General features: G+C 58.1%; 24 protein-coding genes. 11 read left to right on the top strand and 13 right to left on the bottom strand.

Annotated features, from left to right (window positions below):
- The 11 genes from ACR0AI_RS11250 (at nt 1) to ACR0AI_RS11200 (ending at nt 11,859) form a co-directional block, all read left to right on the top strand.
- Nucleotides 1-1,104: an energy transducer TonB gene (locus ACR0AI_RS11250; protein ID WP_480673985.1), complete on the top strand. Its 1,104-nt coding sequence runs from the start codon at nt 1-3 to the stop codon at nt 1,102-1,104.
- On the top strand, nt 1,101-2,420 hold the full coding sequence (gene tolB, locus ACR0AI_RS11245; protein WP_170377809.1) for a Tol-Pal system beta propeller repeat protein TolB: 1,320 nt from the start codon (nt 1,101-1,103) through the stop codon (nt 2,418-2,420). The genes ACR0AI_RS11250 and tolB overlap by 4 nt, the downstream gene beginning before the upstream one ends.
- A gap of 84 nt (nt 2,421-2,504) precedes the next feature.
- The gene (gene pal / locus ACR0AI_RS11240) at nt 2,505-3,011 is read left to right on the top strand and encodes a peptidoglycan-associated lipoprotein Pal (protein ID WP_170462258.1); all 507 of its coding nucleotides are present in this window, start codon (nt 2,505-2,507) and stop codon (nt 3,009-3,011) included.
- Between the two features lie 4 nt (nt 3,012-3,015).
- Complete coding sequence (ybgF, locus tag ACR0AI_RS11235; RefSeq protein WP_480673987.1) at nt 3,016-3,840, top strand: tol-pal system protein YbgF; 825 nt, start codon at nt 3,016-3,018, stop codon at nt 3,838-3,840.
- A complete protein-coding gene (tilS, locus tag ACR0AI_RS11230) occupies nt 3,831-5,090 on the top strand; it encodes a tRNA lysidine(34) synthetase TilS (RefSeq protein WP_480673989.1) in 1,260 nt (419 codons plus the stop codon). The genes ybgF and tilS overlap by 10 nt, the downstream gene beginning before the upstream one ends.
- A 76-nt stretch (nt 5,091-5,166) precedes the next feature.
- Entirely contained in the window at nt 5,167-7,083 is a 1,917-nt protein-coding gene (gene ftsH, locus ACR0AI_RS11225; RefSeq protein ID WP_170639309.1) for an ATP-dependent zinc metalloprotease FtsH, read from the top strand.
- A 94-nt stretch (nt 7,084-7,177) separates the two neighbouring features.
- Nucleotides 7,178-7,753, top strand: a complete 576-nt coding sequence (locus ACR0AI_RS11220; RefSeq protein WP_480674225.1) for an MOSC domain-containing protein — start codon at nt 7,178-7,180, stop codon at nt 7,751-7,753.
- A gap of 165 nt (nt 7,754-7,918) precedes the next feature.
- Nucleotides 7,919-9,595: a formate--tetrahydrofolate ligase gene (locus ACR0AI_RS11215; protein ID WP_480673991.1), complete on the top strand. Its 1,677-nt coding sequence runs from the start codon at nt 7,919-7,921 to the stop codon at nt 9,593-9,595.
- 60 nt (nt 9,596-9,655) lie between these two features.
- Nucleotides 9,656-9,961 (top strand): chorismate mutase, encoded by a 306-nt coding sequence (locus ACR0AI_RS11210; RefSeq protein WP_170659941.1) that lies wholly within the window; start codon nt 9,656-9,658, stop codon nt 9,959-9,961.
- 51 nt (nt 9,962-10,012) lie between these two features.
- The gene (folD, locus tag ACR0AI_RS11205; RefSeq protein WP_480673993.1) at nt 10,013-10,903 is read left to right on the top strand and encodes a bifunctional methylenetetrahydrofolate dehydrogenase/methenyltetrahydrofolate cyclohydrolase FolD; all 891 of its coding nucleotides are present in this window, start codon (nt 10,013-10,015) and stop codon (nt 10,901-10,903) included.
- Nucleotides 10,904-11,220: 317 nt separating this feature from the next.
- Entirely contained in the window at nt 11,221-11,859 is a 639-nt protein-coding gene (locus tag ACR0AI_RS11200) for a LytTR family DNA-binding domain-containing protein (RefSeq protein ID WP_480673995.1), read from the top strand.
- A gap of 24 nt (nt 11,860-11,883) precedes the next feature.
- On the opposite strand, the gene pdeM is transcribed toward ACR0AI_RS11200, so the two are convergent.
- The 13 genes from pdeM to cpaB all read right to left on the bottom strand — a co-directional run bounded on the left by pdeM (nt 11,884) and on the right by cpaB (nt 26,495).
- Nucleotides 11,884-12,546 (bottom strand): ligase-associated DNA damage response endonuclease PdeM, encoded by a 663-nt coding sequence (gene pdeM / locus ACR0AI_RS11195; RefSeq protein ID WP_480673997.1) that lies wholly within the window; start codon nt 12,544-12,546, stop codon nt 11,884-11,886.
- Between the two features lie 41 nt (nt 12,547-12,587).
- The gene (locus tag ACR0AI_RS11190) at nt 12,588-14,999 is read right to left on the bottom strand and encodes a ligase-associated DNA damage response DEXH box helicase (RefSeq protein WP_480673999.1); all 2,412 of its coding nucleotides are present in this window, start codon (nt 14,997-14,999) and stop codon (nt 12,588-12,590) included.
- A gap of 40 nt (nt 15,000-15,039) precedes the next feature.
- On the bottom strand, nt 15,040-16,347 hold the full coding sequence (locus ACR0AI_RS11185) for an ATPase (protein ID WP_170377831.1): 1,308 nt from the start codon (nt 16,345-16,347) through the stop codon (nt 15,040-15,042).
- 117 nt (nt 16,348-16,464) lie between these two features.
- Nucleotides 16,465-17,010: a prepilin peptidase gene (locus ACR0AI_RS11180; RefSeq protein WP_480674001.1), complete on the bottom strand. Its 546-nt coding sequence runs from the start codon at nt 17,008-17,010 to the stop codon at nt 16,465-16,467.
- Between the two features lie 3 nt (nt 17,011-17,013).
- Nucleotides 17,014-17,865 (bottom strand): tetratricopeptide repeat protein, encoded by an 852-nt coding sequence (locus tag ACR0AI_RS11175; protein ID WP_480674003.1) that lies wholly within the window; start codon nt 17,863-17,865, stop codon nt 17,014-17,016.
- Between the two features lie 30 nt (nt 17,866-17,895).
- A complete protein-coding gene (locus ACR0AI_RS11170; protein ID WP_480701324.1) occupies nt 17,896-18,477 on the bottom strand; it encodes a tetratricopeptide repeat protein in 582 nt (193 codons plus the stop codon).
- Between the two features lie 10 nt (nt 18,478-18,487).
- Complete coding sequence (locus ACR0AI_RS11165) at nt 18,488-19,462, bottom strand: type II secretion system F family protein (RefSeq protein WP_480674007.1); 975 nt, start codon at nt 19,460-19,462, stop codon at nt 18,488-18,490.
- Between the two features lie 10 nt (nt 19,463-19,472).
- Entirely contained in the window at nt 19,473-20,441 is a 969-nt protein-coding gene (locus ACR0AI_RS11160) for a type II secretion system F family protein (protein ID WP_480674009.1), read from the bottom strand.
- 11 nt (nt 20,442-20,452) lie between these two features.
- Nucleotides 20,453-21,883, bottom strand: a complete 1,431-nt coding sequence (locus ACR0AI_RS11155; RefSeq protein WP_480674011.1) for a TadA family conjugal transfer-associated ATPase — start codon at nt 21,881-21,883, stop codon at nt 20,453-20,455.
- A gap of 24 nt (nt 21,884-21,907) precedes the next feature.
- Nucleotides 21,908-23,143, bottom strand: a complete 1,236-nt coding sequence (locus ACR0AI_RS11150; protein ID WP_480674013.1) for a CpaE/TadZ family protein — start codon at nt 23,141-23,143, stop codon at nt 21,908-21,910.
- Nucleotides 23,144-23,342: 199 nt separating this feature from the next.
- Entirely contained in the window at nt 23,343-23,969 is a 627-nt protein-coding gene (locus tag ACR0AI_RS11145) for an OmpA family protein (RefSeq protein ID WP_209254200.1), read from the bottom strand.
- Between the two features lie 17 nt (nt 23,970-23,986).
- On the bottom strand, nt 23,987-25,393 hold the full coding sequence (locus ACR0AI_RS11140; RefSeq protein ID WP_170659950.1) for a type II and III secretion system protein family protein: 1,407 nt from the start codon (nt 25,391-25,393) through the stop codon (nt 23,987-23,989).
- Nucleotides 25,394-25,586: 193 nt separating this feature from the next.
- Nucleotides 25,587-26,495, bottom strand: coding sequence for a Flp pilus assembly protein CpaB (gene cpaB, locus ACR0AI_RS11135; RefSeq protein WP_480674016.1), 909 nt, complete (start codon nt 26,493-26,495; stop codon nt 25,587-25,589).
- Between the last annotated feature and the right edge of the window lie 77 nt (nt 26,496-26,572).

Here is a 26,572-nt window from a genome sequence, read left to right as displayed (position 1 = left end):
GTGGATACCGGCACCAAGATTTCAGCGATTGCGCATGTCAGCCTGATCGGCTGGGCGTTGTTCGGCGGCACCTTCCGATCCGAGCCACTGCCGACGCAAGTGCAGGATGTGTCCGTGATTTCGGCTGAGCAATTCGCAGCGCTCACGGCGCAGCGCGATGCGCCTGAGCTACCGGAGTCTCCGGGTACTTTGGAACAACCCGACGCGCCTGAGCCTGAGGTCGGCATTCCTGAGGTGGCACCGGAAGAACAGCCTCGTCCTGAACCCGTGACACCCGAAGAGCCGGAGCCTGAGACTGTCCCCGAAACGGTCGAGGTTCCGCCTGAACCTGAGCTACCCGAAGAACCTCCGACATTGACGGAACCGGAAACGGCCGCCTTGCCAGTGCCACCGGGACCTGAAGCGCAACCCAGCCCGGCTGAGCGTGTCGCCCCCGAGGCTATCGCGCCGCCTCCGCCCGAAGCTGAGCCGGATGAGGTGGAAACACCTCCGGTTTCACTGGACGAAGGCGCTGAGACGCAGCAAGAGCAACAAGATCAGACGGCCCCTGAAGAAGCCGCGCCCGAGATTGTGACTGAGGCCGAAGAGACAGACGAACCAGCGCCTCTGACCTCTCCGCGTCCGCGTGTGCGGCCCAACCGTCCTGAACCCACGCCTGAGGTTGCGGAAACCCCCGAACCGGCCCCGGAAACCCCCACGCCCACGCCCGCACCGGACAATAGCGACGCCATCAATGATGCTTTGTCCGAAGCCTTGGCGGGCGGAACGGAACCCTCCGGCCCACCGCTCACCAGCGGTGAAAAGGACGCGATGCGCGTTGCGGTCTCGCGGTGCTGGAATGTTGGATCGCTGTCGACCGATGCGCTGAACGTGGTGGTGACGGTTGCGTTCTCACTCAATCGAGATGGCACGATTATCGGCGAAAGCATACGCTTGCTGAATAGCTCTGGCGGTGCTTCGGGTGCCGAAAATCAAGCCTATCAGGCGGCCCGACGCGCAATTTTGCGCTGTGGCGCGCGTGGATATGATCTGCCTGCTGACAAATACGATCACTGGCAGGATATTGAGATTACATTCAATCCCGAGAGGATGCGGATCAAATGATGAAACTTCTGACCAGCCTCTTTCTTGGGCTGACCCTGGTGTCGGCTCCGGTTTACGCTCAGAACAGCCCCCTGCGGTTGGAAATCGACGAAGGCATCATCGAGCCGATGCCCTTTGCGGTTCCCAACTTCGTGCCCGACGGCCCGGCAGCGACGCAGTTCGCCAACGATATCTCGCGTGTCGTTGCGGCGGATCTGACCGGAACGGGGTTGTTCCGCGAAATCTCCTCGGACGCGTTTATCAGCCGGGTCAGCAGTTTCGACGCTCCAGTCCAGTTTGCCGATTGGAAAGCGATCAACGCGCAGGCTTTGGTGACAGGGGCGGTGAATGTCTCGGGCAAGCGACTGACGGTTCGGTTCCGGGTCTGGGATGTGTTCTCAGGGCAAGAGCTTGGAAACGGCCTGCAGCTGGCGGGCACCACGGATGGCTGGCGGCGTATGGCGCATAAGGTTGCTGATCAGGTTTACAGCCGTATCACCGGTGAAGGCGCCTATTTTGATAGTCGCGTTGCGTTCGTGTCAGAAAGCGGCCCGAAGAACCAGCGCCTCAAACGATTGGCGATCATGGATTATGACGGGGCCAATGTTCAGTACATGACGGATAGCGCGGCCATTGTTCTGGCCCCGCGCTTTTCCCCGACTGGTGAGCAACTGCTCTATACCAGCTATGAAAGCGGTAGCCCGCGGATCTACATTCTGGATGTCGGTCGTGTGCAACGGCGCGAGCTGCAAACGCAGGACGGCACCATGAGCTTTTCTCCGCGCTTTTCGCCGGATGGGCGATCGATTGTGTATTCACTGATTCAGGGTGGCAACACCGATCTGTGGCGGATGGATCTGGCTTCGGGTCAGAGTACCCGCCTGACCAACACGCCTGCGATCGAAACCGCGCCCAGCTATTCGCCGGATGGCAGCCAGATCGTGTTTGAAAGCGACCGTTCAGGCACGCCGCAGCTTTACGTGATGGCGGCAAACGGTGGTGAAGCGACGCGGATCAGCTTTGGCCAGGGGCGGTATGGTACGCCGGTCTGGTCGCCGCGTGGTGATCTGATTGCCTTCACCAAGCAGAACAAAGGACGGTTCCATATCGGTGTGATGCGCACCGACGGCAGCGAGGAACGCCTGCTGACATCGTCCTTCCTGGACGAAGGCCCCACCTGGTCGCCAAACGGCCGCGTCATCATGTTCACCCGCGAAACACAGGGCGCAAGCGGACGTGCGACGCTCTATTCCGTGGATATCTCGGGTCGGAACCTGCGCCCCGTGCGCACGCCGGATGGCGGCAGCGATCCGTCTTGGGGACCATTGCAGAATTGATCGCCGCCACTGCGCGGCAAAGTTCACAAGAAACAGTCGCTGTGATAGACAGGCGGCAACAAACAAAACAACGAGGCACTTGAGATGAACGTATTGGGCAAAATCCTGGCCTTGGGCGCGCTGAGCGTGGTCGCGGCCTGTACCAACAATGATCCTTCGGCTTTGGGTGGCAGCGGCGCTGGTGGTAGCGGCTCGATTGTCGCTGGCTCTCCTAGTGATCCGCGCTCGCCCGCCTATTTCCAGCAGACGGTCGGGGATCGTGTCCTGTTCGCGGTCGATCAGTCCACCCTGTCGCCGCAGGCGCAGACCGTCCTGCAAGGGCAGGCGGAATGGCTGCTGGCCAACCCGGACTATGTGGCAACCATCGAAGGCCACGCGGATGAGCAGGGCACGCGGGAATACAACCTTGCGCTGGGCGCACGCCGGGCCAATGCCGCGCGCGAATACCTGATTTCGCGTGGCGTGGCGGGCAATCGTCTGACGACCGTGAGCTTCGGAAAAGAACGCCCGATCGAGATTTGCAGCACCGAAGACTGCTATTCCAAAAACCGCCGCGCGGTGACGGTGCTGACTGGTTCAACCTTGGGGTAAGACGATGAGAGTTGCAGGATGGGTTCTGGCCGCAGTTGTGGCAACAGCAGGCGTCGCGCAAGCGCAGGATCAGCAGACCCTGGCGGATATCCGGCAGGAGTTGACAGTGCTGCATGTCGAGATACAGCGCTTGAAACGTGAGTTTTCGACCACTGGCTCTCCTGCGCCCAACCTGTCTGGCAGCTCGATCCTTGAACGTGTGGATGCGATTGAGGCCGAGTTGCAGCGCCTTACCCGTCAGACTGAGCAGCTGAACCAGCGCGTCCAAAACATCGTGACCGATGGCACCAACCGGATAGGAGATCTTGAATTCCGACTGGTAGAGCTGGAAGGCGGCGATTTGTCGACACTGGGTGAGACCTCCACTTTGGGCGGCGAAGGGGAATCCACCGCTGCGGTAACACCCGCGCCGACGGAGCCGAACAACTCGGACCAGGGCGAGCTGGCTGTTGGCGAGCGAGCGGATTTCGACGATGCGTCGCAGGCATTGGCCGATGGTGACTTTCAGACAGCTGCCACGATGTTCGCACAATTCGACACTTCCTATCCCGGCAGCCCGCTTGCGCCCGAGGCGCATTTGAACCGCGGCAAGGCGCTCGAAGGGCTCGGGGACACGCGCGAGGCCGCACGTGCATTCCTCGCCAGCTTCACCGGAGATTCCGAAGGCGCTGTGGCCCCCGAGGCGCTGTTTGAACTTGGCGCAGCTTTGGGTCGTTTGGGACAGACCGATCAAGCCTGCATAACCTTGTCCGAGGTTGGCGTGCGCTTCCCGTCCTCGGGTCAAGCCTCAAGTGCGGTGCAGGAAATGGCCTCCTTGGGGTGTTCTTGACCCCGCCACTCGAAAAACTGACATCCGATCTGCGCGCCCGGTTGCCTGAACGTTTGCCGGAGCGTCTGGGCATCGCGGTCTCGGGCGGAGGGGACTCGGTTGCCCTGATGCACCTTTTGCACCGCATTGCGTCGGATGAGGGGGTGGAACTGTTCGCCGCCACGGTCGACCACGGTTTGCGCGCTGAGTCCGCGGATGAGGCCCGAACGGTTGCAAAACAGGCCGCCGCGTTGGGTATCCCCCACGACACTTTGCGTTGGCAGGGCTGGGATGGTGCAGGCAACCTGCAGGATCAGGCCCGGCAGGCGCGGTATGCCTTGCTGACCGAGTGGGTAAAGCGCAACGACATCAGCGCGATTGCGTTGGGCCATACGGCGGATGATCAGGCCGAAACGCTTCTGATGCGACTGGCCCGTTCGGCCGGGGTGACGGGACTGTCGGGTATGCCAAGCAGTCGAACCCACGATGGGATCGACCTGTTGCGCCCTATGCTAAGGATCACTCGAGACAGGCTGCGGGCCTATTTGACCGAGATCGGCGCGCAGTGGGTCGAGGACCCCTCGAATCAGGACACCCGCTTTGATCGGATCAAGGCGCGGCAAGCCGTGTCTGATCTAAAGCCGCTTGGTATTTCCGCCGAAACCCTGACGCGGGTCGCCGATAACCTCACACAAGCGCGTGAGGCGCTGGAACGCTATGCGCAGGACTCCGCCCAACGGGTTGCAACCGTCGATGCTGGGGCCGTTGTACTGGATCGTGAGAGCTTCGCCGCGCTGCCGTTAGAAATCCGCCGCAGGGTTCTGGTTGGCTCGGTTTCATGGATCGCGGGCCCTGGCTACCCGCCGCGCCAATCGACCGTGGATCATGCGTTGCAGGCCATTCTGAACGGAGATTCTGGTGCAATTGGGGGCTGTTTGCTGTTTTCTCAGGCAGAAAAACAGTGGATCTGCAGAGAATTCAACGCGGTTGACGGCCGGACCGCGAAAATCTCGGATACATGGGACGCGCGATGGGTGCTGTCCGGCCCCGATATTCCGGGCGCTGAGATTCGGGCACTTGGTGAAAACGGCTTGCAGATGTTGCCCGACTGGCGCGCCACCGGGCGTCCACGGCTTGCTTTGCAAGCGTCCCCAGCGGTTTGGAGGGGCGACATTCTTGAGGCCGCACCCCTGGCCGGATTCGCCAATGGCTGGCGCGCTGATCTGGCCCCTGATTGGCCGGAGTTTCACGCATCTTTTTTATCGCATTGAACCTCAGCCAATCCTCTCTATTTTAAGAAGCAACCCGGCAGGTCCTTGTCTGCCGAAATCTTTTAGGAGAATTTCCTTGGGCAACGCTCGTAATATCGCCTTCTGGGTCGTTCTGTTCCTGCTGATCCTTGCACTGTTCAACCTGTTCAGCGGACCGGGCGGGACACTTCAGGGCAATGAACGCACCTATTCCGACTTTGTCAGCGCCGTTCAAAGCGGTGAGGTCAAGAACGTCACGCTGGATGGTGAGCAAATTCGCTACACCACACAAAGCGGCGCGAATTACACCACGATCAAACCCGGTGATGCCGAGGTGACGAAACTGCTGATCGATGAACAAATCCCTGTCGAAGCGGTCAAGCAGCAGCAATCAGGCTTCCAATCGTTCCTGATCACTCTGTTGCCCTTCCTGCTGCTGATCGGCGTTTGGGTCTATTTCATGAACCGCATGCAGGGTGGCGGCAAAGGCGGCGCGATGGGCTTTGGCAAGTCCAAGGCCAAGATGCTGACCGAGAAGCACGGCCGCGTGACCTTTGACGACGTTGCTGGTATCGACGAAGCCAAGGAAGAACTGGAAGAGATCGTTGAATTCCTGCGCAACCCTCAGAAGTTCAGCCGTCTGGGTGGCAAGATCCCCAAGGGCGCGCTGTTGGTTGGCCCTCCGGGTACCGGTAAAACGCTTCTGGCCCGTGCGATTGCGGGTGAGGCGGGTGTGCCGTTCTTCACCATCTCGGGTTCTGACTTCGTTGAAATGTTCGTGGGTGTCGGTGCGAGCCGTGTCCGTGACATGTTCGAGCAGGCCAAGAAGAACGCGCCTTGTATTGTCTTCATCGACGAAATCGACGCCGTGGGTCGCCATCGTGGTGCCGGCTATGGCGGTGGTAACGATGAGCGCGAACAGACGCTCAACCAATTGCTGGTCGAGATGGACGGCTTTGAGGCCAACGAAGGTGTGATCATTCTGGCCGCGACCAACCGTAAAGACGTTCTGGACCCGGCTCTGCTGCGTCCCGGCCGTTTCGACCGGAACGTGACTGTTGGGAACCCCGACATCAAAGGCCGCGAGAAGATCTTGGGCGTGCATGCGCGCAAGACGCCTCTGGGCCCTGATGTTGACCTGCGTATCATCGCGCGCGGTACTCCGGGCTTCTCGGGTGCGGATCTGGCGAACCTCGTGAACGAAGCCGCGCTGATGGCTGCGCGTGTAGGCCGTCGCTTTGTCACCATGGAGGACTTTGAGAACGCCAAGGACAAAGTGATGATGGGGGCTGAGCGCCGCTCGATGGTGCTGACCCAGGATCAAAAAGAAAAGACCGCGTATCATGAGGCTGGTCACGCTGTTGTAGGTCTGGAGCTGCCGATGTGCGACCCGGTTTACAAGGCAACGATCATTCCGCGCGGTGGCGCGCTGGGTATGGTTGTCTCGCTGCCCGAAATGGATCGTCTCAACTATCACCGTGATGAATGTGAGCAGAAGCTGGCCATGACTATGGCGGGTAAGGCGGCCGAGGTCATCAAATACGGTGAAGACCATGTCTCGAACGGCCCGGCGGGCGACATCATGCAGGCCAGCCAACTGGCCCGCGCGATGGTGATGCGCTGGGGTATGTCGGACAAGGTCGGCAATATCGACTACGCCGAAGCCCATGAAGGCTACTCGGGCAACACCGCTGGTTTCTCGGTCTCTGCCCATACCAAAGAGCTGATCGAGGAAGAGGTGAAGCGCCTGATCCAACAGGGCTATGAGCGCGCCCACCAGATCCTGACCGACAAGAGTGAGGAATGGGAGCGTCTGGCGCAGGGCCTGCTGGAATACGAAACCCTGACCGGCGACGAGATCAAGCGGGTCATGAATGGCGATGCGCCGACCGAAGGCGATGACGAGGGCGACAGCCCGGATCAGGGTAGTGCGCCCAGCGTAACGGCCATTCCAAAGACCAAGCCCAAGAAGTCTCCGCCCGAAGGTGGGATGGAACCGGAGCCAACCGCATAGACACGAAAACCCGAGGTCCAAACCTCGGGTTTTTTCTTTTCATCCGCCAACTGCTCGTCATTATGCGGGCAAATGGATGAAGAAGGAAAACCCCATGCCGTTCCTGCGTGAAACCGAATACTCTGCCGAGGTCGTCTGGTTAGGGCGCGTCCCGGCCTGTCAGTCGCTGCGCGCTCAGCCCGTTGAGACGTTAGAGTTTGGCTTTGACGGGGTGCAGGGCGAACGGCACGAGGGGCTCAACCGTGCTTCATGCGTGCGTGTCAGCAATGTCTATCCGAAAGGAACCGAGATTCGGAATGTCCGACAGGTGTCGATTCTGTCAGCCGAGGAGCTTTCGGAGATTGCCGCCGCGATGGAGCTGGACCATCTTGATCCGTCTTACCTGGGAGCTTCGATCGTGTTGAAGGGCATCCCTGATTTTTCCCATATCCCGCCGTCTTCGCGCCTTCGGTCCGAGGCGGATTTGACGATCACGGTCGATATGGAAAACGCACCTTGTGTCCTACCCGGACGTGAGATCGAGGCGGATCACAGCGGCTACGGTGCCGCCTTCAAACCGTCCGCGCAGGGGCGGCGGGGGATCACGGGATGGGTCGAACGGCCCGGAGCTCTGCATATCGGCGATCGTTTGAAGCTGTTTGTTCCCGATCAGCCGCTCTGGCAGCCATAGCACTCATTCGTTTCCGATTGGAAACACTTGAAATCGGGCGACGCCGTTTCGCGGCACGAATATGTCGGAATCCTTAGCCACTGCTTGGGTATGCAACTGTATGGGTTTGTCAGCACCGACGCGCCGCGTCGGTTTTGCACGGCATTCAATCAGGGACCCTGCCCAATGAGCTACAAATCTGACATCGAAATCGCGCGCGAAGCGAACAAGAAGCCGATTCAGGAAATCGGCGCAAAGATCGGTATCGAATCCGCCGATCTGCTGCCTTACGGCCACGACAAAGCGAAGGTCAGCCAGGACTTCATCAACTCGGTCCAGGACCGCGAAGATGGCAAGCTGATCCTGGTCACCGCGATCAACCCGACCCCTGCGGGTGAAGGCAAGACCACCACCACCGTGGGTCTAGGCGATGGCCTGAACCGCATCGGCAAAAACGCGATGATCTGTATCCGTGAAGCGTCGCTTGGCCCGAACTTCGGCATGAAGGGCGGCGCTGCAGGTGGCGGTTATGCTCAGGTTGTTCCGATGGAAGAGATGAACCTGCACTTCACGGGTGATTTCCACGCGATCACTTCGGCGCATTCGCTGCTGTCCGCGATGATCGACAACCACATCTACTGGGGCAACGAAGCTGAAATCGACGTCCGTCGCGTAGCATGGCGTCGTGTGGTCGACATGAACGACCGTGCTCTGCGTCAGATCACTGCCTCGCTGGGTGGCGTGTCGAACGGTTTCCCGCGTGAAGCAGGCTTTGACATCACCGTTGCGTCCGAAGTTATGGCGATCCTCTGCCTGGCAAACGACCTGAAAGACCTAGAAAAGCGTCTGGGCGACATCATCGTTGCGTACCGCCGCGACAAGACCCCGGTTTACTGCCGCGACATCAAGGCAGAAGGCGCAATGACCGTTCTGCTGAAGGACGCAATGCAGCCGAACCTGGTGCAGACGCTGGAGAACAACCCGGCCTTCGTCCACGGCGGCCCGTTCGCGAATATCGCACACGGCTGTAACTCGGTCATCGCGACCAAGACCGCGCTGAAAGTGGCTGACTATGTCGTGACAGAAGCCGGTTTCGGTGCCGACCTGGGTGCCGAGAAATTCATGAACATCAAGTGCCGCAAAGCCGGCATCGCACCGTCGGCCGTCGTTTTGGTTGCCACCGTGCGGGCGATGAAGATGAACGGCGGCGTTGCCAAGGCCGATCTGGGCGCCGAGAACGTCGACGCGGTTCAGTCTGGCTGTGCCAACCTGGGCCGTCACATCGAGAACGTGAAGTCCTTTGGTGTTCCTGTTGTTGTCGCTATTAACCACTTCGTCACCGACACCGACGCCGAAGTGGAAGCAGTCAAGAGCTACTGCGCCGATCACGGTGTTGAGGCGGTTCTGTCGCGTCACTGGGAGCTGGGCTCCGAAGGCTCGGCGCCTCTGGCCGAGAAAGTTGTCGAAATCGTTGAAGGTGGCACCGCGAACTTCTCGCCGATCTACCCTGACGATATGCCTCTGTTCGAAAAAGTCGAAACCATCGCCAAGCGCATCTACCGTGCGGACGAGGTTCTGGCAGACAACAAGATCCGCAACCAGCTGAAGGAATGGGAAGCCGCAGGATATGGCAACCTGCCGGTTTGCATGGCGAAAACCCAGTACTCCTTCTCGACCGACCCGACCTTGCGTGGCGCACCCACCGGCCACTCGGTTCCGGTACGTGAGGTTCGCCTGTCCGCAGGCGCCGGTTTCATCGTGGTTGTCTGCGGTGAGATCATGACCATGCCGGGTCTGCCGCGCAAACCTGCCGCTGAGACAATCCGTCTCAACGAAGAAGGTCAGATTGAGGGCTTGTTCTAAGCCGATTTTTGAACCATCTCGTGGTCCGGGGATTACACCCCGGGCCATGAGGAGATCACGATGCCCACTCTGACACCGCCGCAAGACTGTGAGACGATGCAGGACTTGCGCGTTCAGATCGACAAGCTGGACCGCCAACTGATCGAGATGTTGGTGATGCGCGCGGAATATATCGATCGCGCCTCACAGTTGAAGCCAGGCGAAGGCCTTCCGGCCCGAATACCGGACCGTGTCGAAGAGGTGGTGCAACGTGTGCGCGCAAGCTCGGATCAGTTGGGCATGGACCCGGATCTGGCCGAAAAGCTTTGGCGCATTTTGATTGACTGGTCGATTGCCCGCGAAGAGCGCGTGATTGGCCCTGACTGAACACCCGGGCGCTCTGCGCCCGATCCGTTTTTGGAAAGAAGGGATCACAGGATGGTAGCCCAGGTTATCGACGGCAAAGCCTTTGCGGCGAAAGTGCGCGCGCAAGTGGCCGATCAGGTTGCAAAGCTGAAAGAAGAAAACGGCATCACACCCGGTCTGGCCGTGGTGTTGGTGGGCGAAGACCCGGCAAGCCAGGTCTATGTGCGCTCAAAGGGTAAGCAGACCGTTGAGGTCGGCATGAACTCGTATGAGCACAAGCTGGACGCCGACACCTCGGAAGAGGACCTGCTGGCGCTGATCGACAAGCTGAACAACGATCCTGCGGTTCACGGTATTCTGGTGCAGCTGCCTTTGCCCAAGCACCTGAACGAAGACCTGGTGATCAACTCGATCGATCCGGCCAAGGACGTTGATGGCTTCCACATCTCGAATGTTGGCTTGTTGGGCACCGGTCAGAAGTCGATGGTTCCCTGCACCCCTCTGGGCTGCCTGATGATGCTGCGCGACTACCACGGCTCACTGTCGGGTATGGATGCAGTTGTGATTGGCCGCTCGAACATCGTGGGCAAGCCGATGGCGCAACTGCTGCTAGGTGACAGCTGCACCGTATCCATCGCGCATTCGCGCACCAAGGACCTGCCGGACGTCGTGCGCCGCGCCGACATCGTTGTTGCCGCTGTAGGCCGCCCTGAGATGGTTCCGGGCGATTGGATCAAAGAAGGCGCGACCGTGATTGACGTGGGCATCAACCGCATCGAGCGTGACGGCAAGAACAAGCTGGTTGGAGACGTCGACTACGCCAGCGCGGCGGAGCGCGCGGGCGCGATCACTCCGGTTCCGGGTGGTGTGGGTCCGATGACCATCGCCTGCCTTCTGGCCAACACTCTGACCGCGTGCTGCCGCGCCAACGGCCTGCCAGAGCCCGAAGGCCTGACAGCCTGATCCACGACTTCGTCGGACCGCGCTGTGCGGTCCGATTCTAACGTGACGCGGGCCGGGTCAGCGGCCTGCGCCCAAACCTATGCATGAATTGTGTTTTACAGGACCTCAATTCATGATATCCGTTATTTCCCAGTCAGTTGCCGAGTAAACAACGTGACCGTCCAAGATGTCCTGACTGGGTCTTGGGCCGCTGTTCTGTAAGTATGACGTTAAACCTCGCGCTATTGCGTTCTCATTGTACCCCACAGCGGGTGGTCGCTGGCGTCGTTTTCTTGCCTTTGCTGGCCTACGTATTTCCCCCTTTTTTGGCTGCGGACTTGCCTTTTCCCCTGCGTTTGCTGTTTTGGGTCGGCGTTATGGTTTTGGCATTGGCCGCCATTTGGGCGGCGCGGAATGTGATTGAACGACATCAGGTTTTGGAGCAGCTGCCCGCACGAGATCTGGCATATGCGGTCGTGATTCTTGCGATGTTCACTCCGACCCTCTGGCTTTTGGCATGGTTGCTGTTCACCTGGGGTGGTCATATGGCGCCTGAGATGGCGACTGTTGCCAGTTACGGGATATTGTTTGCGACGGGCCTGTTGCTGGTGCGTCGGGCCGAATGGCACGATGTCAAGGTCGAAGCCGAGCCTGAGCTAAAGCCTATGCCACGGCTTGCACGCCGCCTGCCCGAGAATTTTCAGGGTGAGTTCTACCGCCTGACCGTGCGCGACCACAATGTGGACGTCGTAACGTCTGAGGGGACCTTTACGATCCGCTCTCGCTTTACCGATGCCATTGCCGAGATGGAGCCTGTTGCGGGCCATTGCTCTCACCGGTCGCATTGGGTGTGCGATGAGGCCGTGGCGGGTGTTGAGCGGCCCGAGGGCAAAATCTTCCTGCGTCTGGTCAATGGCGATCTTGTTCCGGTCAGCCGTAAGTACCGGCCGATGCTGGAAGAGGGCGGCCTGATCTGAGGTGTTGCACGGCGCCCTACCGTCTCAGCGAGGCATTGGGATCATCTGCGGTTTAGGTCCCGTTAGGATTGCCAATGCCTTCGGTCCCATCAGACCAGTCAAAACCTGATCCGAGCTGCGCAACCCGCCTGTGTAGGTGCCAAAGGCGGGCAGGATCAGACGATTTGAATCGAACAGAAAAGCCGGGCGTGTAATACTGCGGCCACGCGCGCGCAGCGTGGCCTTTGGGTGATAGTGACCTGAAATCTCGCCTTGCGCCCCGAACTGCGCAATATGGCGAAAGGTGAGCATGTCGCAGGTCCACTCAGCCAGATGCGTACCGCCGAGTTCGACCGGGCCGGGGTCGTGATTGCCTTCGATCCAGATCCAGCGACGCCCTGCTTGTAGGGTGGCAATGCGCAGCCTCTCGGGGCCGGGCAGGGACAGGGAGGCGTCAAGATCATCAAAACTGTCCCCCAGGCAGATCACGGTCGCGGCGCCCGTACGCTCCAAATCGTTGGCCAGCCTGTCCAATGTTTCCTGACTGTCATAGGGCGGCAGGATCGCACCACTGCGCCGGGCCATGCGTTCGGACTTGCCGAGATGGAGGTCGGAGACGCACAGCAATTGCTGCGCGGGCCACCATAGTGCGCCCGAGGGTAGGGCGTTCAGGTGCTGCCCAGCAAAGGAAAATTCAACCTTGTTCATGGAACGTTCTTCGCGCGTTTTGCGCGCCCGCGCAAGGTGGATCAGAGCGTATCTAGTCTGGCCGCCCGCAGCAATCGTGCACTTTCCTCCGCCAACAAACGTTCTTCGCCGGCCCCTTTGACCGGGACTTTTCCAACTTCAAGGAACAAGGGTGCGGCGAGGGGTGACACGCGGTCCAGCCGAACCAGATCAATACGGTCGCCAATCCGTTCCACCATAGCTTCGATCCGGCCGAAATCGACAAGGCCGCGCATGGCCTCTTCGCGGGTGATTTGCATCAAAAGGTGGTTGGGGTCGTATTTCAGCAGTGTATCGTAGAGGATATCTGACGAAAACGTGGCCTGCCGCCCGCTTTTGCGTTGCCCGCCTGTGTTGCGCTCGATCAGGCCCGCGATGGTGGCCGAGGCGCGAAAGGTGCGTTTCATGACGGCATTCCCAGCCAGCCATGTGTCCAACCCGTCGCGCAGCGCATCGATCCGAAACAGAGGCGTTGGATCGGTCACTGCGTCCAGTCCCCAGATCAGGGTCGCGTAGTCGGTTGCAACAAAGCCAAGAGGGGCAAGGCCAGTCTCCTCCATCCGTTTGGTGAGGAGCAGGCCTAGGGTTTGTTGCGCGTTGCGTCCGGCAAAGCCATAGACACAAATATGCTCGCGCCCGTCGCTGGGAAAGCTCTCGACCAGCAGGCGGTTGCGTTGGGGCAGGCGAGAGACATGCCGCTGCAATTTCAACCAGTCGGCCGTGTGTTGCGGCAGCTGAGGCCAGTTGGTCTGCGCGAACATGCGCAGGATACGGTCGCTCAGCTGCGTTGAGGTGGCGAACTTGGTCCCCGTAAATGTGGCGATTTTGGGCTTCTTGTCGGCACGGCGGCTGACTTCGACCACAAGCTCGCGCAGGCCTTCGTAGCGCACGATCTGACCGCTGATCAGGAAGGTGTCGCCGGGGGTCAAAGTGGCTGCAAAACCCTCTTCAACCTCGCCCAGTGGCTTACCGCCCCGGTTGCGCTTCAGGCGGACTTTTAGGGTATCAGTGTCCTGAATGGTGCCAAGGTTCATCCGAATCCGGGCTGCGGCGCGGGGGTCTCGTAGCTGCCACAAACCATCGGCGCGTTGCTGCAATCGTTGCCATCGGTCATAGGCCCGCAGGGCATAGCCGCCGGTCGCGCAGAAATCGAGGCAGTCGTCAAACTCGGGCCGTGTCAATTGCGCGAACGGCCCGGCCGAGGTCATCTCGGTAAACAGTGCATCTGCATTGAATGGCCCCGCAGAGGCTGCGATCAGGATATGTTGGCACAGCACGTCTCGGGGGCCTGCGCCGCGCGGCTCTCCGTCCAGATCATGGGCTTTTGCGGCCTCAAGGGCGGCCACGCATTCGACCACTTCAAACCTGTTGGCAGGTACCAGCAAGGCTTTGGACGGCGCGTTGTAGCGGTGATTTGCCCGTCCGATACGCTGCACCAGCCGCTTGACGTTCTTGGGCGCGCCGATCTGGATCACCAGATCAACATCACCCCAGTCGATGCCTAGATCGAGGGAGCCGGTGCAGACAATGGCGCGCAGGTCACCTCGGACCATGGCGGCCTCGACCTTCTCGCGTTGCTGGCGATCCAGACTGCCGTGATGGATTCCGATGGGCAGACTGTCCTCGTTGGCAAGCCACAGATTGTGAAAGAAAATCTCAGCCTGCGCGCGGGTGTTGTGGAAGATCAGTGTCGTCTTGTGTTGGCGGATTTGGTCCAGCACCGCTGGGATCGCATAGGCCGCGCCTCCGCCCGACCATGGCGGCATCTCGGCAGTTTCCAGCATCGCGATGTTGGGATCGGGGCCAGGATCGGCTTGAATGATCTGACACGGGTCGGGGTGACGGGCCAGAAAGCGGGCAATGGCCTGAGGGTCCTCAACAGTGGCCGACAAGCCCACACGTCGGATGTTTGGACATAGAGTCTGGAGCCGCGCCAGCGCCAGCATCAGTTGATCCCCGCGCTTACTTTCGGCCAAAGCGTGGATTTCATCGACGATCACACGTTGCACTCCATCAAACATGCGTGGAGCGTCCTCATATGAGGTCAGCAGAGCCAGACTCTCGGGCGTGGTCAGCAGGATATGCGGCGGGTCGGCGCGCTGGCGTTTTTTCTGCGTGGCTGAGGTATCGCCTGTGCGGTCCTCGACGCGGATGGGCAACCCGATCTCGTCCACGGGCGTGTGCAGGTTCCGTTTGATGTCCGCTGCAAGGGCCTTAAGGGGCGACACGTAGATCGTGTGCAACCCGCTATGCGCGCCATCCGAAAGCTCGGCCAATGAGGGCAGAAACCCCGCCATCGTTTTGCCGCCGCCAGTGGGTGCAATAAGCAAAGTGGCCGGGTCTTGCGCCCGGTCGAACATGTCCTGCTGATGAGGGTGGATGGTCCAGCCCTTGGTGCTGAACCAAGTGCCGATCCGGGCGGGAATCTGCGTCATGTGCGCAGACTACCCCTGTCATCCCGATAATGGCATGGCGTTATTTCACGATTTTCTCGTCTTTGACGAACATGTTGGCCCAAGCACGATCGATCAGGTCGGGGCTCATCTGATAGGGGATGCCCTCGAACTCACAGATCGAGATCATCTGGTCGATCAGGAAGATTGGCTGGTAGTTCGCATAGATGTTGTCGATGGTTGGGTATTTCACCTTCAACAGATGCACCAACGCGGCCTCATCCAGCGGCATACCGCGTTTGCGGGCGACCATTGCAAAGATCTTCAGGAAGTTCTCTTGGTTCGGACCATCAATCTTGATCTTGAAGAAGATCCGGCGCAGGGCCGCTTGGTCGAAGATCTCATTCGGGTGGAAGTTGGTCGAGAAGATCACCAGCGTGTCGAAGGGAACCTCGAACTTTTCACCCGATTGCAGGCCGAGGATATCCTTGTTCTCTTCCAGCGGAACAATCCAGCGGTTGACGAGGGCCTGAGGGGGTTCGGCCTGTCGTCCCAGGTCGTCCACGATAAAGATACCGCCGGTCGATTTCAGCTGCAGCGGGGCCTGATAAGTCCGCGCGGTGGGGTTGTAGACCAAGTCCAACATGCTGAGCGACAGTTCACCACCGGTCACAACGGTTGGGCGTTCGCATTGAACATAGCGCGAATCGAACCTCTTGCGGCGACGCAGGCTGTTGGGGTCGTCAGGCTCCTGTTCAATCGCAGTATGTACGATTGGATCATAAACGGTGATTACCTGACCGGCATACTCGATGGCGTAGGGGACATAGACATTGTCACCCAACGCGTCGCGAATACCGTTCGAGATCGAGGACTTACCATTCCCCGGAGGGCCATACATCAGGATCGAGCGGCCTGCACTGACCGCGGGGCCGAGGTGATCCAGTAGGCTGTCGGGCAAAACCAGATGGCCCATCGCGTTGGTCAACTGGTCCCTTGTGACCTGAATATTGCGGATCGACTGGCGTTTGACCTGCTCGCGATACACATCCAGCGGCACGGGCATCGCACCGAAATACTCGGACTGGCTGAGCGCGTCCAACGCACGGGCCTTGCCGGCGTCAGTCAGCTGATATCCCATCTCATTGCCGCTATTGGCATTCAGGGTGCCTGTGGCCTCAAGTAATTTTTGGTCACGCGCGATGTCGATCAGTTCCTGCGTGACCGAGCCGGGCAGGCAGATAGCCTCGGCCACTTCGGTCACGGTGCTGGCATTCTTTCGAAAGATCGTCTTCAGCAAAATATCCCGCATCATCACCAGCGGGAGCTGCATTTCACCCAGACCCTTCGGGGCAGGGGGCGCCATAACTGCGGAGGTCTGCATATTCATAAGCGGGACTCGTCTGTTCTGATGTCACACCAAAAGCCCCAAAGCGGGCCAGTTGTGTGAAATCTGGCGCAGCTTTGTGGCGGGACCAAGGCAGCGACAAGGCGCGCAGAAGATAGTTTACGATCCGAGAACAGTCCCAAGAATCAGATACATGGCAAGCGAACCAGACAGGGCCAGCCCCATCGGGAACTTTTTGCCCTTGTCCCAGCTCTCCCAATGTGGGGCAATTGTGCGCAGCCTTGTGTGCTTGGCCAAACGGTGGGTCGCTACTGCCCCCAAAGTACAGGCCATCAGAATAGCCATGAGCAGAATCAAATCCGCGAACCAGATGAACGGTGCGGCTGCGGCCAGAAACTTGGCATCGCCCGCGCCCATCGCTCCGGCGGCGTTCAGGATGATACCGGCAAGCAGAACCACGAAGATATGCAGGAATTGCCAGACATAGATAGGCAATGCGATATCAAGAGGGCCGATCTGCCCCCCAATCAGCCCCGTCGACCACGGAGGCAGCACAAACAGTCCAATGACGATATAGACCAGAACCAACGCCGTTACGGCGTGGTTCTTGATCTTCATTTCGCGCATATCCGTGAACGCGACGTAAAAGCAGATCGGCAACACAAAGGGCAGAAACCACGCCGCCACATAGGCCGGTATCGCCATGTGTCAGCTTTCCTCGAGCGCGCGAAGCGAGCGGACGGCTTCATCGAAATGCTGCGGATGGGTCGCAATCGCCTCGCGGAGTAGGTTCTTACCGGTTGTCGTATCCCCTTGTTTCACCGCTGAAATCGCCATCGTGTTCAACAGTCGGGCGCGTTCAATCTGTGTCATGGGCACCACCGGAAGGCTATAATTCCCCTGCGCCGACCGAGCCAGAACCAAATTGTTCTTGGCTGTAAACAGGCTCTTGTCCTGCCGAACAGCTTCGGTGAACAGGCGTTCGGCCTCGGCATATTGTCCGCGGGTCAGCTTGGAATAGCCCCAGTTGTTCATCACCCCACCTGGGCGGGTCGTTAGGCCCACGGCCGTTTCATAGAAGTGATCGGCGCGCTTCCATTCCTTGCGGGAATCCGCGACGACGGCTTCAAGCCGGTAGCGCTTGAACGACTCATGAGTCGGCGGGACCGAGTTCAAAACGGTGTGGGCTGTGTTCCAATCCCCATTGCGCACCAGCGCATCCGCGTATTCGACCCGGTCGGCCGCATTGGCGCCGTTCATGGTCGTCACGCGTTTCCACGCGGCGGCCGCTTCGGTCGATCGTTTGGCGCGACCCAGCGAGATCGCAAGCCCGCGCTGCAGGTCGATCCGGTCGGGGTTCTTAGCGGCGGCATTGTGGAAATAGGTGACCGCCTCGTTGGGGTCGGCCGCGGTCAGAAGCACGTCGTTCAGGTTGGTTTCGTCAATGACGTTCACTTCCTGAAATGTACGTTCAACCTTTTCCTCTTCGGTTTCTTTTGCACAGGCGGACAGGATCAACCCAGTTACCACGAGTGACGGAATCAAGAATTGTTGGCGCATTTTTGCGTCCTTTTACTGCTCTTGCCTCGGTTACTGGATTTTGCGTAGCGAAAATTGCCCGTCGCCTAGCTGCTCCAGCGTATATTCTTGTTCTTGGCCAGTATTATTAACAGGATTTTCCATTTTTGCGATAGCTAACCGAAGATTGTCGCGGATTGCGTCACTTTCGCCATTGTCCAACGCAAAGGCCCGTCGAAACACCTGTTCAGCTTCGGGGTATTGTCGGGTTTCCATCAGCAGAACACCCAAATTGTTCCAAGCGATGGGCCAGTCAGTGTCATCCTCGACCGCGCGGCGTAGAAGGGTCTCGGCCTGCCCCAACCGACGCAGCCCCAGATTTGCCGTCCCCAATGAGGTCAGAACCTGCGGCGTCATCCCTTGCTCCAGCGCGGCACGGGTAAAGCTGTCTAGGGCCAGCTCATATTCTCCGGCAGCCATTAGGCGGTTTCCAACTGTGATGTTGTCTTCGGCTTGTCCCTTCGGATCTATACCCGGCGCGTCGAAGTCATCCGACAGGCTCCCTTCCGTGCAAGAGGCCACCATGGCGAAAACCATGATGGCCTGAAGATTTCGGCGAAGCCTAAGCAAGGCACAGCCTTTTCCTGGAAGCATCGAAGCTAAATCATCCTCCGAAGTCAGCAATCACACCTGCAGACGGCCCGACCAGAATGACAAGCAACGGTGGTACCGTCAGCCCCATTGTGACCAGAGTCATCTTGGTAGGCAACTTGTTTGCGGCTTCTTCCGCGCGCATCACACGTTTGTCACGCATTTCACCAGCATAGACCCGCAGAGCTTCGGCAATGGAAGTACCGAATGTGGCGGACTGGATCATCACGGTCACAAAGGCCCGAACATCTTGAACCCCGCAGCGGGTTCCGAAATCACGCAGGACTGTGTCTTTGTCTTTACCAGCCTTCATCTCGTAGGCTACAACCTCGAATTCTTGCGAAATCTCGGGGTAGGAGCTTTTCATCTCGGCCGCCACTCGAACGATAGCCTGATCTAGGGATTGGCCAGCTTCGACGCAGACTAGCATCAAGTCCAACGTGTCCGGAAAGGCCGCTGTGATGGCCTGTTTCCGCTCCTCAACGCGGCGTGTGATCCAATATTTGGGGATGTAGTAGCCAATCGCGCCGGGGATCAGAACGCGGATCAACAATTGTGTTCCGGTGAATTCCTGACCGCCCGAGAACACCGTTACCCACAACACTCCGAACAAAATGCCTAATATGCCAAGCGCGAACTGCGCAAAGTGATAGAAACGAACGGCATCTTTCGACTGGTAGCCAGCCTGCCGCATCGTTAATTGAACAGCGGAGAGTTCCTCTTCACTTTTGGGCTCTAGAAAGGTGGCGAATTTCTCGAGCTGTTCATTCCGCCCGCCGTTTCGCAGTTGGTCTTTTTTGGGTTTTTTCTCTTTCCGGGGAGCCGTCGTGCTGCGTTGCAGCTTCTTTAGTGGATCTTCTGGCTGGTTCAGCATCAGCAGAACGGCCACGGCAATCAACACGAAACCAAGTACGCCGACCACGATCAGAGGGCCGAACTCACCAAGGTGTTGCGTTAGGACATTGTTGATGGAGTTTAGGAATTCCATTGAACTGACCTCAAACCTTGATGTTGGTAATGATCTTCATGACGATCAGGTTCAGTGTCAGCATGATGCCGACAAAGAAACACAGCGGAATGAACCACGGGTGATCCAGTACTTCGTCATAATAGCCGGGGTCTTTGACCAGAATGAAGATGAGGCACGCTACTGGGAACCCCGACAGGAACTTTCCGGACCATTGCGCCTCGGCGGTGATTGCCTTGACCCTGCGGAACAAGCGGAAACGGGCGCGGATCACCTGAGCCAAGCCGGCCAAAATTTCAGCCAGGTTACCACCTGACTGTTGCTGAATACCGACTGCGACCGCGAGGAAACGCAAATCCTGCATGTCCAAGCGCTCGGCCATGTCTTTTAGCGCTTCGCCCACATCTCGACCATAGGCGCATTCATCTGCGATGATGCCCAGTTCGGTCCCAAGGGGATCCTGAACCTCGTTGGCCGCGATCTGAACCGAAGACACAAAAGGGTTGCCGACTCGAAGCGAGCGGACCATCAGCTCAACCGCGTCGGGAAGCTGCTCTTCGATCATGCTCATGCGCTTATTGGCTTTTCTGCTGACCCACATGAAAACAGCGCCGACGCCGATGGCAATAGAAATAGCTGTGCGCAAGACCGTATCTGTTGCCGTACCAATACTCAGAGCTACAAAAGCCGCAGCCGAAACAAGACCCATGATCATGATCAGTTGTCTTGGCGTAAACGCGATGGCGGCCTTTTGGGCTTTGTCTGCAAGCAGCGAATACAGAGGGATGCTCTGCGTTTTCATATGCTGCTGCATTTCCTTGCGCAGCTGTTCCAGAACTTGCTCGCGCCCCGCGCCCTTGTCGAGCATGTCGAGTCGTCGGTTGACCCGGCTGTTCAGGCTGATGGATTTGCCGAACGCCACAAGATAGATGCCTTCCACCAGGGCGAGGACACCCACGAAGATGGCGACATAGATGAGAGCCTCCATAGGCAATTGCATGTCGTGATCTCCTACATTGTGGTTGGGTCGTAGATGGACGAGGGCAGGTCAAAGCCCCACAGGCGGAAGCGCTCGGAATAGTGGCTGCGCACGCCAGTGGCTGTGAAGTGACCGATGATTTTGTTGTCGGGGGTCAGGCCAACGCGTTGGAAACGAAAGATTTCTTGCATCGAAATCACATCGCCTTCCATCCCGGTAATTTCGGTAATCGAGGTCATGCGACGCGAACCATCCTGCAAACGACTGGCCTGCACGATCAGGTTCACAGCACTTGAGATCTGGCTGCGAACCGCCTTGATCGGCATTTCGATCCCCGCCATCGCGATCATGTTCTCGAGACGCGAGATACCATCCCTTGCCGAGTTTGCGTGGATTGTGGTCATCGAGCCGTCGTGGCCGGTGTTCATGGCCTGCAGCATGTCGATCACCTCGGCGCCACGAGTCTCACCCACGATGATGCGGTCGGGACGCATCCGCAGAGCGTTTTTCAGACAATCGCGGGGGCTGACCTCACCTTTTCCTTCAACGTTTGGCGGGCGGCTTTCCATCCGGCCAACGTGAGTCTGCTGTAGTTGAAGTTCCGCCGTATCCTCGATGGTCAAAATACGTTCAGCGTCGTCAATAAAGCTCGAAAGCGCGTTCAGAGTGGTCGTTTTACCGGAACCCGTACCGCCCGAGACGATGATATTCAGGCGTGTCGAAACGGCGGCTTGAAGATAGGCGGCCATTTCTTCGGTGAACGCACCGAAATTGACCAGATCATCGATACCCAGCTTGTCTTTTTTGAACTTACGAATCGAGACCAGCGAGCCATCAACAGCGATCGGAGGGACCATCGCGTTGAAACGCGAGCCATCGGCCAGACGGGCGTCAACATAAGGGTTGGATTCATCAACACGACGACCCACGGCAGACACGATCTTGTCGATGATCCGCATCAGGTGTTTTTCGTCTTTGAACGTAATGTCGCTGAGTTCCAGCTTACCCGCACGTTCGACAAAAATCTGTTGCGGGCCGTTCACCAGAATATCGTTGACCGATTCATCGCGCAGCAAGGTTTCAAGCGGGCCGAGGCCTGTGACCTCGTCATAAAGCTCTTTGTTCAGCTGAGCGCGGTCGTCGCGGTTCAACACGATGCTTTTGGCTTCCAGAACCTCGCTGGCAATTGCGCTGATTTCCGTACGAAGCTCGGCCTCACCTGCGTTTTCAAGAGCGGCGAGGTTCAGGTTTTCCAGCAGCTCCCGGTGCAGCTCAATCTTGATCTCACTCAGGCGCTCTTTCCTTTTGCGGTCGCGGTCAGCGCTCGTGACCTCGCCAGCTTTCTTCTGAACGGGCTTGCGTGCAACTGCTGTTGCCGTTGGCGCTGCAGGGGCCGCTTCGGGCGCTTTGGCCGGAGTCTCGACCGGCTGCGCATCAGACGCTTTCTTATATCTGGAAAACATGGCGGCTCTTCCCTTGGGGTTGTGTTATGCGGCCTCGGCGTCGTTGCTGCCGAGGCTGTGGAGCGACTTTGCAAGCTTGGCAATTTCGCGGCGCAGCGGGTTTTTGGCGGCTGAACTGGCCAATGGCAGGCCATGATCGCCACTTTGCATCACCGGCTTGCCCCCATCGGGCAATTGCAGGTCGATCGAGATTCCGAGGCTTTCGCCCATACGTTTGATGCGCCCCTTGCCGTTCAGATCGGTGAATTTAGGGGCCCGGTTCAGGGCGAAACGCAATTTGTTGAACGGCAGCTCTTCGGCCTGCAAGGCGCGTTTCAGACGCAATGCGTTCTGAGCCGAGCGCATGTCCAGTTCGATCATGGCAAAGTAAACATGAGCAGCCTGAAGAACGGTTTCTGACCACAAAACCAATGTCTTGGGCATGTCCACGATCACATAGTCGAAATGCTTGCGCGCCGTATCTATCACGCGCTGGATGTCTTCGGGTGTGATCAGATCCAACGGCACCATATCGGATGGGGCTGTCAAAACCTGCATTTTTTCTTCATAGCTTTGAAGGGCTTGTGAGAAGACCTCATCATCCATTGACGCTGTATCGGACAGCATCTCGAAAACGGTTTCACGGCGTGGCAGGTCCAGATAGGTCGAGACCGTGCCGTATTGCAGATCCAGGTCGATCAGACAGACAGAAGGCGCGTCCTTGTCTGAGATTGTTGCAAGTTCCCAAGCCAGATTCACAGCCAGTGTCGTGGAACCAACGCCGCCTGCCAGACCTTGCACAACGAACAGAGCGCCTTCTTTTGATTCGCCACTGGTCAGATTGGCAGCGGCCGCTTGTGCTGCAACCACAGGATCGGGCTTGTTCATTCGCTCGATCGCTTCGTTCAGTTCGCCTTCGGGAAGAGGGTAGGGGACAAATTCATCTGCTCCTTTGCGCAAAAGCTGATGCAGCGAGGCGGGGGTCACGTCCTCGGCAATAAGCACCACTTTGATTTTCTTGTCTTTTGCCTGGGTGATGATTTCGCCCATCAGCGAGAGGTTGTCTTCATCTTCACCATCAATGGCCAGGGCAACGAATTCCAGTGTTTCCGCTTCGGGTTGGCTGAAAAACGCGAGAGCTTCGGCAAAGCCAAGATCGCCCCAACGCTCACCCAGAATGGTTTCCATGTCTTCGATCAATAGATCAAAGTTCTGGACATCCCGGCTGATGGTGCAGGCCAGAATTCCCGGGTCGTTGTCTTGCGGCGTCGCGCTACTCATATACACAATCCTCGTAGAGAGGGCTTGGCATTTCTTGCGAACGTGTACGCTCGGGTAGATTTGCTGTCGCCCCAATGCGGTCAATTTTGCCCGCAGGTCACCCTATTGTTCACAATGTCGCTTGGAAGTTGGGCGAGAATTTGGCGCAAAAGAACCAATTGTAGGGAAACGGGCGACGATGTCGCCCGTTTAGATGGGATTATCCACCACCGCCGCCAGTCGCATCGACCTGCTCGACACTCGATCCAGCCGCCGCGCTTTCGACGTATTCGCGGTAAATGATCTCGGCGTACTTGCCGTCCAGAGTCTGCGGCGCGCGGTCTACAAAACCCGAAACCTCAGTCACTGTCCGGCGATTCCGGCGGTCGCGATTTGTTGTCGCAACCAGTGGACGCGTTTTGCCGAAAGAAACCACCGCCTCTAGGCGGGACCGCGAGATTCCTTGTTGGGCAAAGAAGGACACAACTGCTTGTGCCCGGCGCAAACCAAGGCTCTTGTTGTAGCTGGCAGAGCCGACTGCGTCAGTATGGCCATAAACACGGAACCGTGCTTCGGGGAATTGTTTGATCCAATCCGCCTGCTGCAACAAAATACGCTGCGCAGATGCATCGAGCTGTGAACTGTTGAAGGCAAAGTTCACCTGGCTGGGTACTTCGGCTGCGAACCGGCGGCTCAGAATCTGAGCGTATGTCAGTTCACCGTTCATGACCTGCGAGTTGTTCAGCGTCGCATTGCCAAAGGTGCCCGCATCAATTTCATATCCGGCTTCGCGCGTACATGCGGTCACTGCGACCGAAAGACCTAAGGTGAGTATCAACGTTTTCATTGGTCCTAACCTCCTCATCAATCCAGAATGTAGCCGTAGGAGCTGCCAAAGTCTTGCTTGGCCACTTCCGATGCACCACCAGCGCCTGCGCGCTCGGTCCGAGCAACGCGTCCGTTGATAAACAGATCAAACTCGCTGGGGGGTTTTACCCGATCTGTCGGCAAAGCAAGCGTTTCCCCACGGGTCGGTGAGACCAGATGCGCTGTGATGATGATAACCAACTCACTCTGTTCGCGCTGATATTGCGCGCTCCGGAACAGGGTGCCCAGAACGGGCACGTCGCCCAACCATGGAACCTGGTTGCTCAGATCCGTGAAGTCATCTTGAATCAGGCCTGCGATCGCAAAGCTTTCACCGTCGCGCAATTCGATCGTGGTTGAGGTCTGGCGGGTAATGAAGCTTGGGACCGAATCGCCGTTGATCGTAAAGTCCGACGACGTATCGATGCTCGATACCGCTGTGCCAAGTTCCAGGTTGATGAGATCACCGTCGACTACGCGCGGAATGAAGTCGATCTCAACACCGAACGCGCGGTATTCGATTGCGACAACTCCGTCATCTGCTGGTACAGGAATCGGGACCTCACCACCGGCGAGGAACGTTGCCTGCTGACCGGACAGTGCGGATAGGTTCGGTTCGGCGAGCGTACGCGCCAGACCTTTGGTTTCGAGTGCTTCAAGCAGTAGTCTTACTTGCGTTGATCCAGCCCCAAAACCGAAAAGAATGGCGCCGGTATTTTGTTGTGCAATCGGAATGTTGTTGGCCAACGCATTACTCAACGCACCCTGAGTGTTGAGGGTGTTGAAACCTGCTGTGACGTCACTGCCGCCAAAGCCAAGCGATGTTGACAGGTTTTTCGCAACCGAGCGGTTCATTTCCGCGAAACGCACCTTCAGCATGACTTGCTGAACGCCGCCAACCGACATTAGGTTTGACACCCGATCCGGGGCATAGCGTTCCGCCAGTTCCAGAGCACGCGCAAGCTTGGCTGAACCCGAGACTGTTCCGGACAAAACGATTCCGTCATTGGCTGTGCGCACTTCGATTTGTTCATTTGGCAGAATCTGCCGTAGGCGTTCCTTGAACTCTGTAATGTCTGGGGCGACGCGCACCCTGACATTGGCCAGAAGCATGCCTGCGCCATCAAACAGAGTCAGCGTCGTTAGACCGGGCGCCTTACCCAAAACATAAATCGTGCGATCTGAAAGCGACGAGATGTCGGCAATGCCAGCATTCGCGATACTCAGTTCGGCAAACGGCTCTTCACTTTCAACAACGATCGCGCGGTTTACGGGGACTTCCAGCGTTTCCACTGTGCCTTTCTTCACCACGCGAAGAGTTTCGGCCCAAGCGGCATCGCCGACTGGGCTAACAACGAGCGACAACCCCAGCAGGGTTGCGCTGATCCAGGAACGTATTTTCATGTGACCTGCCTCTCCGATCACGCCTCGTTTTTGTGGGTCTTATGCCCTATAGGCGAAACTCTGCGCGAAAACGGAATTTATTGCAATAATCAAGGGTTTCTGGAAGTTTCCTTATGTGGGCTATTGGCAACATAAGAATGAAAAGAGCCGCGCAAATCGCGCGGCTCTGCAGGTGTAAGGTCCTGAATAGGCGTCAGTTTGTGCAGGCGAACACGCTGTCGGCAACCTCGCTGCTGCCGCGGCGAATACGGGTCTTGCAAACTTGTTTTTCCACACGCTCTGGGATCGGGGCAGCTTCTTCTTCGACAACACCGAGCAAAGCGCGCTGGTCAATCTCGATGACTTCCGATGACACGGTTTCATCTTCGACCCCAACAAGGGCCAATGTCAGCCTGCCAGTGTTTTGCGCCTGAGTAAGAACGGCAACCTGTTCACGCGTGACAGCAACCGTGATCGTGCGCGCAATTGTCGTTCCGGTTACGTCCGTTCCAGCGATCTGGTCAACTGCGATCAATTCGACCCGAGGCTGGATCAGGCGGGTAATCTCGCCATCCGCTTCGGCGGTTGTCCCGCGGCGCGACCCGGTCCAGTAGACGTCAACATAGTCTCCGGGGCGCAAGAAACCGGAAACGCCCGACGCCACATCAACCCGAATCGCAAAAGCGCGCATGCCTTTGTCCAACTGAGACGTCAGGCCCGCCCCTTCACCAGGCTGGGTGATTTTGACTTCCATCAATGCTTCGTCTTTTTCCATCGTGCGAAGAACGAAACGGTCTTTGCCGCCGGAGGCTGGGAACAAAACTGCAAGGTCTGTAAAGCTGCCTTCCGGTATTGCGTTTTCTGGCCAGTCAACGACGCGTACGTCCTCTTCTGCCAAGCGTTCTCCGTATTTCAGGGTTCGATTGGAAACAATAACACTGACTGTCGGGATCACTTCGACCTCGGCTTTTTCGGCTGCGGCAGCCTCGAGCGCGGCCGCTGTCGCCTGCCGCTCGCGGGCGAGTTCGTTCTGATACGCTGAGATATAGTTCCGCGCCATGTAGACAGCGCCGCCAGCCAGAGCTAGCCCGACAATCAGGACAAGTCCGAATACCGCTCGCATACATCCACCTCATATTTCTGTCTGGCTTTGCTTCCAAAGGCCAGGGGGTCAAATTTGTTCATCGTATTCGTAAGATG

The sequence above is a fragment of the Ruegeria sp. BG3 genome (genome assembly GCF_056538485.1).
This window is presented reverse-complemented; position numbering and strand designations above follow the sequence as displayed.

Bases quoted from the DNA above. Each gene is read 5' to 3' on its own strand.
- tolB (WP_170377809.1), top strand. From the start codon at position 1,101: ATGATGAAACTTCTGACCAGCCTCTTTCTTGGGCTGACCCTGGTGTCG.
- ACR0AI_RS11155 (WP_480674011.1), bottom strand. From the start codon at position 21,883: ATGTTTTCCAGATATAAGAAAGCGTCTGATGCGCAGCCGGTCGAGACT.
- folD (WP_480673993.1), top strand. From the start codon at position 10,013: ATGGTAGCCCAGGTTATCGACGGCAAAGCCTTTGCGGCGAAAGTGCGC.
- ACR0AI_RS11165 (WP_480674007.1), bottom strand. From the start codon at position 19,462: ATGGAATTCCTAAACTCCATCAACAATGTCCTAACGCAACACCTTGGT.
- ACR0AI_RS11145 (WP_209254200.1), bottom strand. From the start codon at position 23,969: ATGAAAACGTTGATACTCACCTTAGGTCTTTCGGTCGCAGTGACCGCA.
- pal (WP_170462258.1), top strand. From the start codon at position 2,505: ATGAACGTATTGGGCAAAATCCTGGCCTTGGGCGCGCTGAGCGTGGTC.
- ACR0AI_RS11150 (WP_480674013.1), bottom strand. From the start codon at position 23,143: ATGAGTAGCGCGACGCCGCAAGACAACGACCCGGGAATTCTGGCCTGC.
- ACR0AI_RS11185 (WP_170377831.1), bottom strand. From the start codon at position 16,347: ATGAATATGCAGACCTCCGCAGTTATGGCGCCCCCTGCCCCGAAGGGT.
- ACR0AI_RS11215 (WP_480673991.1), top strand. From the start codon at position 7,919: ATGAGCTACAAATCTGACATCGAAATCGCGCGCGAAGCGAACAAGAAG.
- ACR0AI_RS11220 (WP_480674225.1), top strand. From the start codon at position 7,178: ATGCCGTTCCTGCGTGAAACCGAATACTCTGCCGAGGTCGTCTGGTTA.
- ACR0AI_RS11190 (WP_480673999.1), bottom strand. From the start codon at position 14,999: ATGACGCAGATTCCCGCCCGGATCGGCACTTGGTTCAGCACCAAGGGC.
- pdeM (WP_480673997.1), bottom strand. From the start codon at position 12,546: ATGAACAAGGTTGAATTTTCCTTTGCTGGGCAGCACCTGAACGCCCTA.
- ACR0AI_RS11170 (WP_480701324.1), bottom strand. From the start codon at position 18,477: ATGCTTCCAGGAAAAGGCTGTGCCTTGCTTAGGCTTCGCCGAAATCTT.
- cpaB (WP_480674016.1), bottom strand. From the start codon at position 26,495: ATGCGAGCGGTATTCGGACTTGTCCTGATTGTCGGGCTAGCTCTGGCT.
- ybgF (WP_480673987.1), top strand. From the start codon at position 3,016: ATGAGAGTTGCAGGATGGGTTCTGGCCGCAGTTGTGGCAACAGCAGGC.
- ACR0AI_RS11180 (WP_480674001.1), bottom strand. From the start codon at position 17,010: ATGGCGATACCGGCCTATGTGGCGGCGTGGTTTCTGCCCTTTGTGTTG.
- ACR0AI_RS11175 (WP_480674003.1), bottom strand. From the start codon at position 17,865: ATGCGCCAACAATTCTTGATTCCGTCACTCGTGGTAACTGGGTTGATC.
- ACR0AI_RS11210 (WP_170659941.1), top strand. From the start codon at position 9,656: ATGCCCACTCTGACACCGCCGCAAGACTGTGAGACGATGCAGGACTTG.
- ACR0AI_RS11140 (WP_170659950.1), bottom strand. From the start codon at position 25,393: ATGAAAATACGTTCCTGGATCAGCGCAACCCTGCTGGGGTTGTCGCTC.
- ACR0AI_RS11160 (WP_480674009.1), bottom strand. From the start codon at position 20,441: ATGCAATTGCCTATGGAGGCTCTCATCTATGTCGCCATCTTCGTGGGT.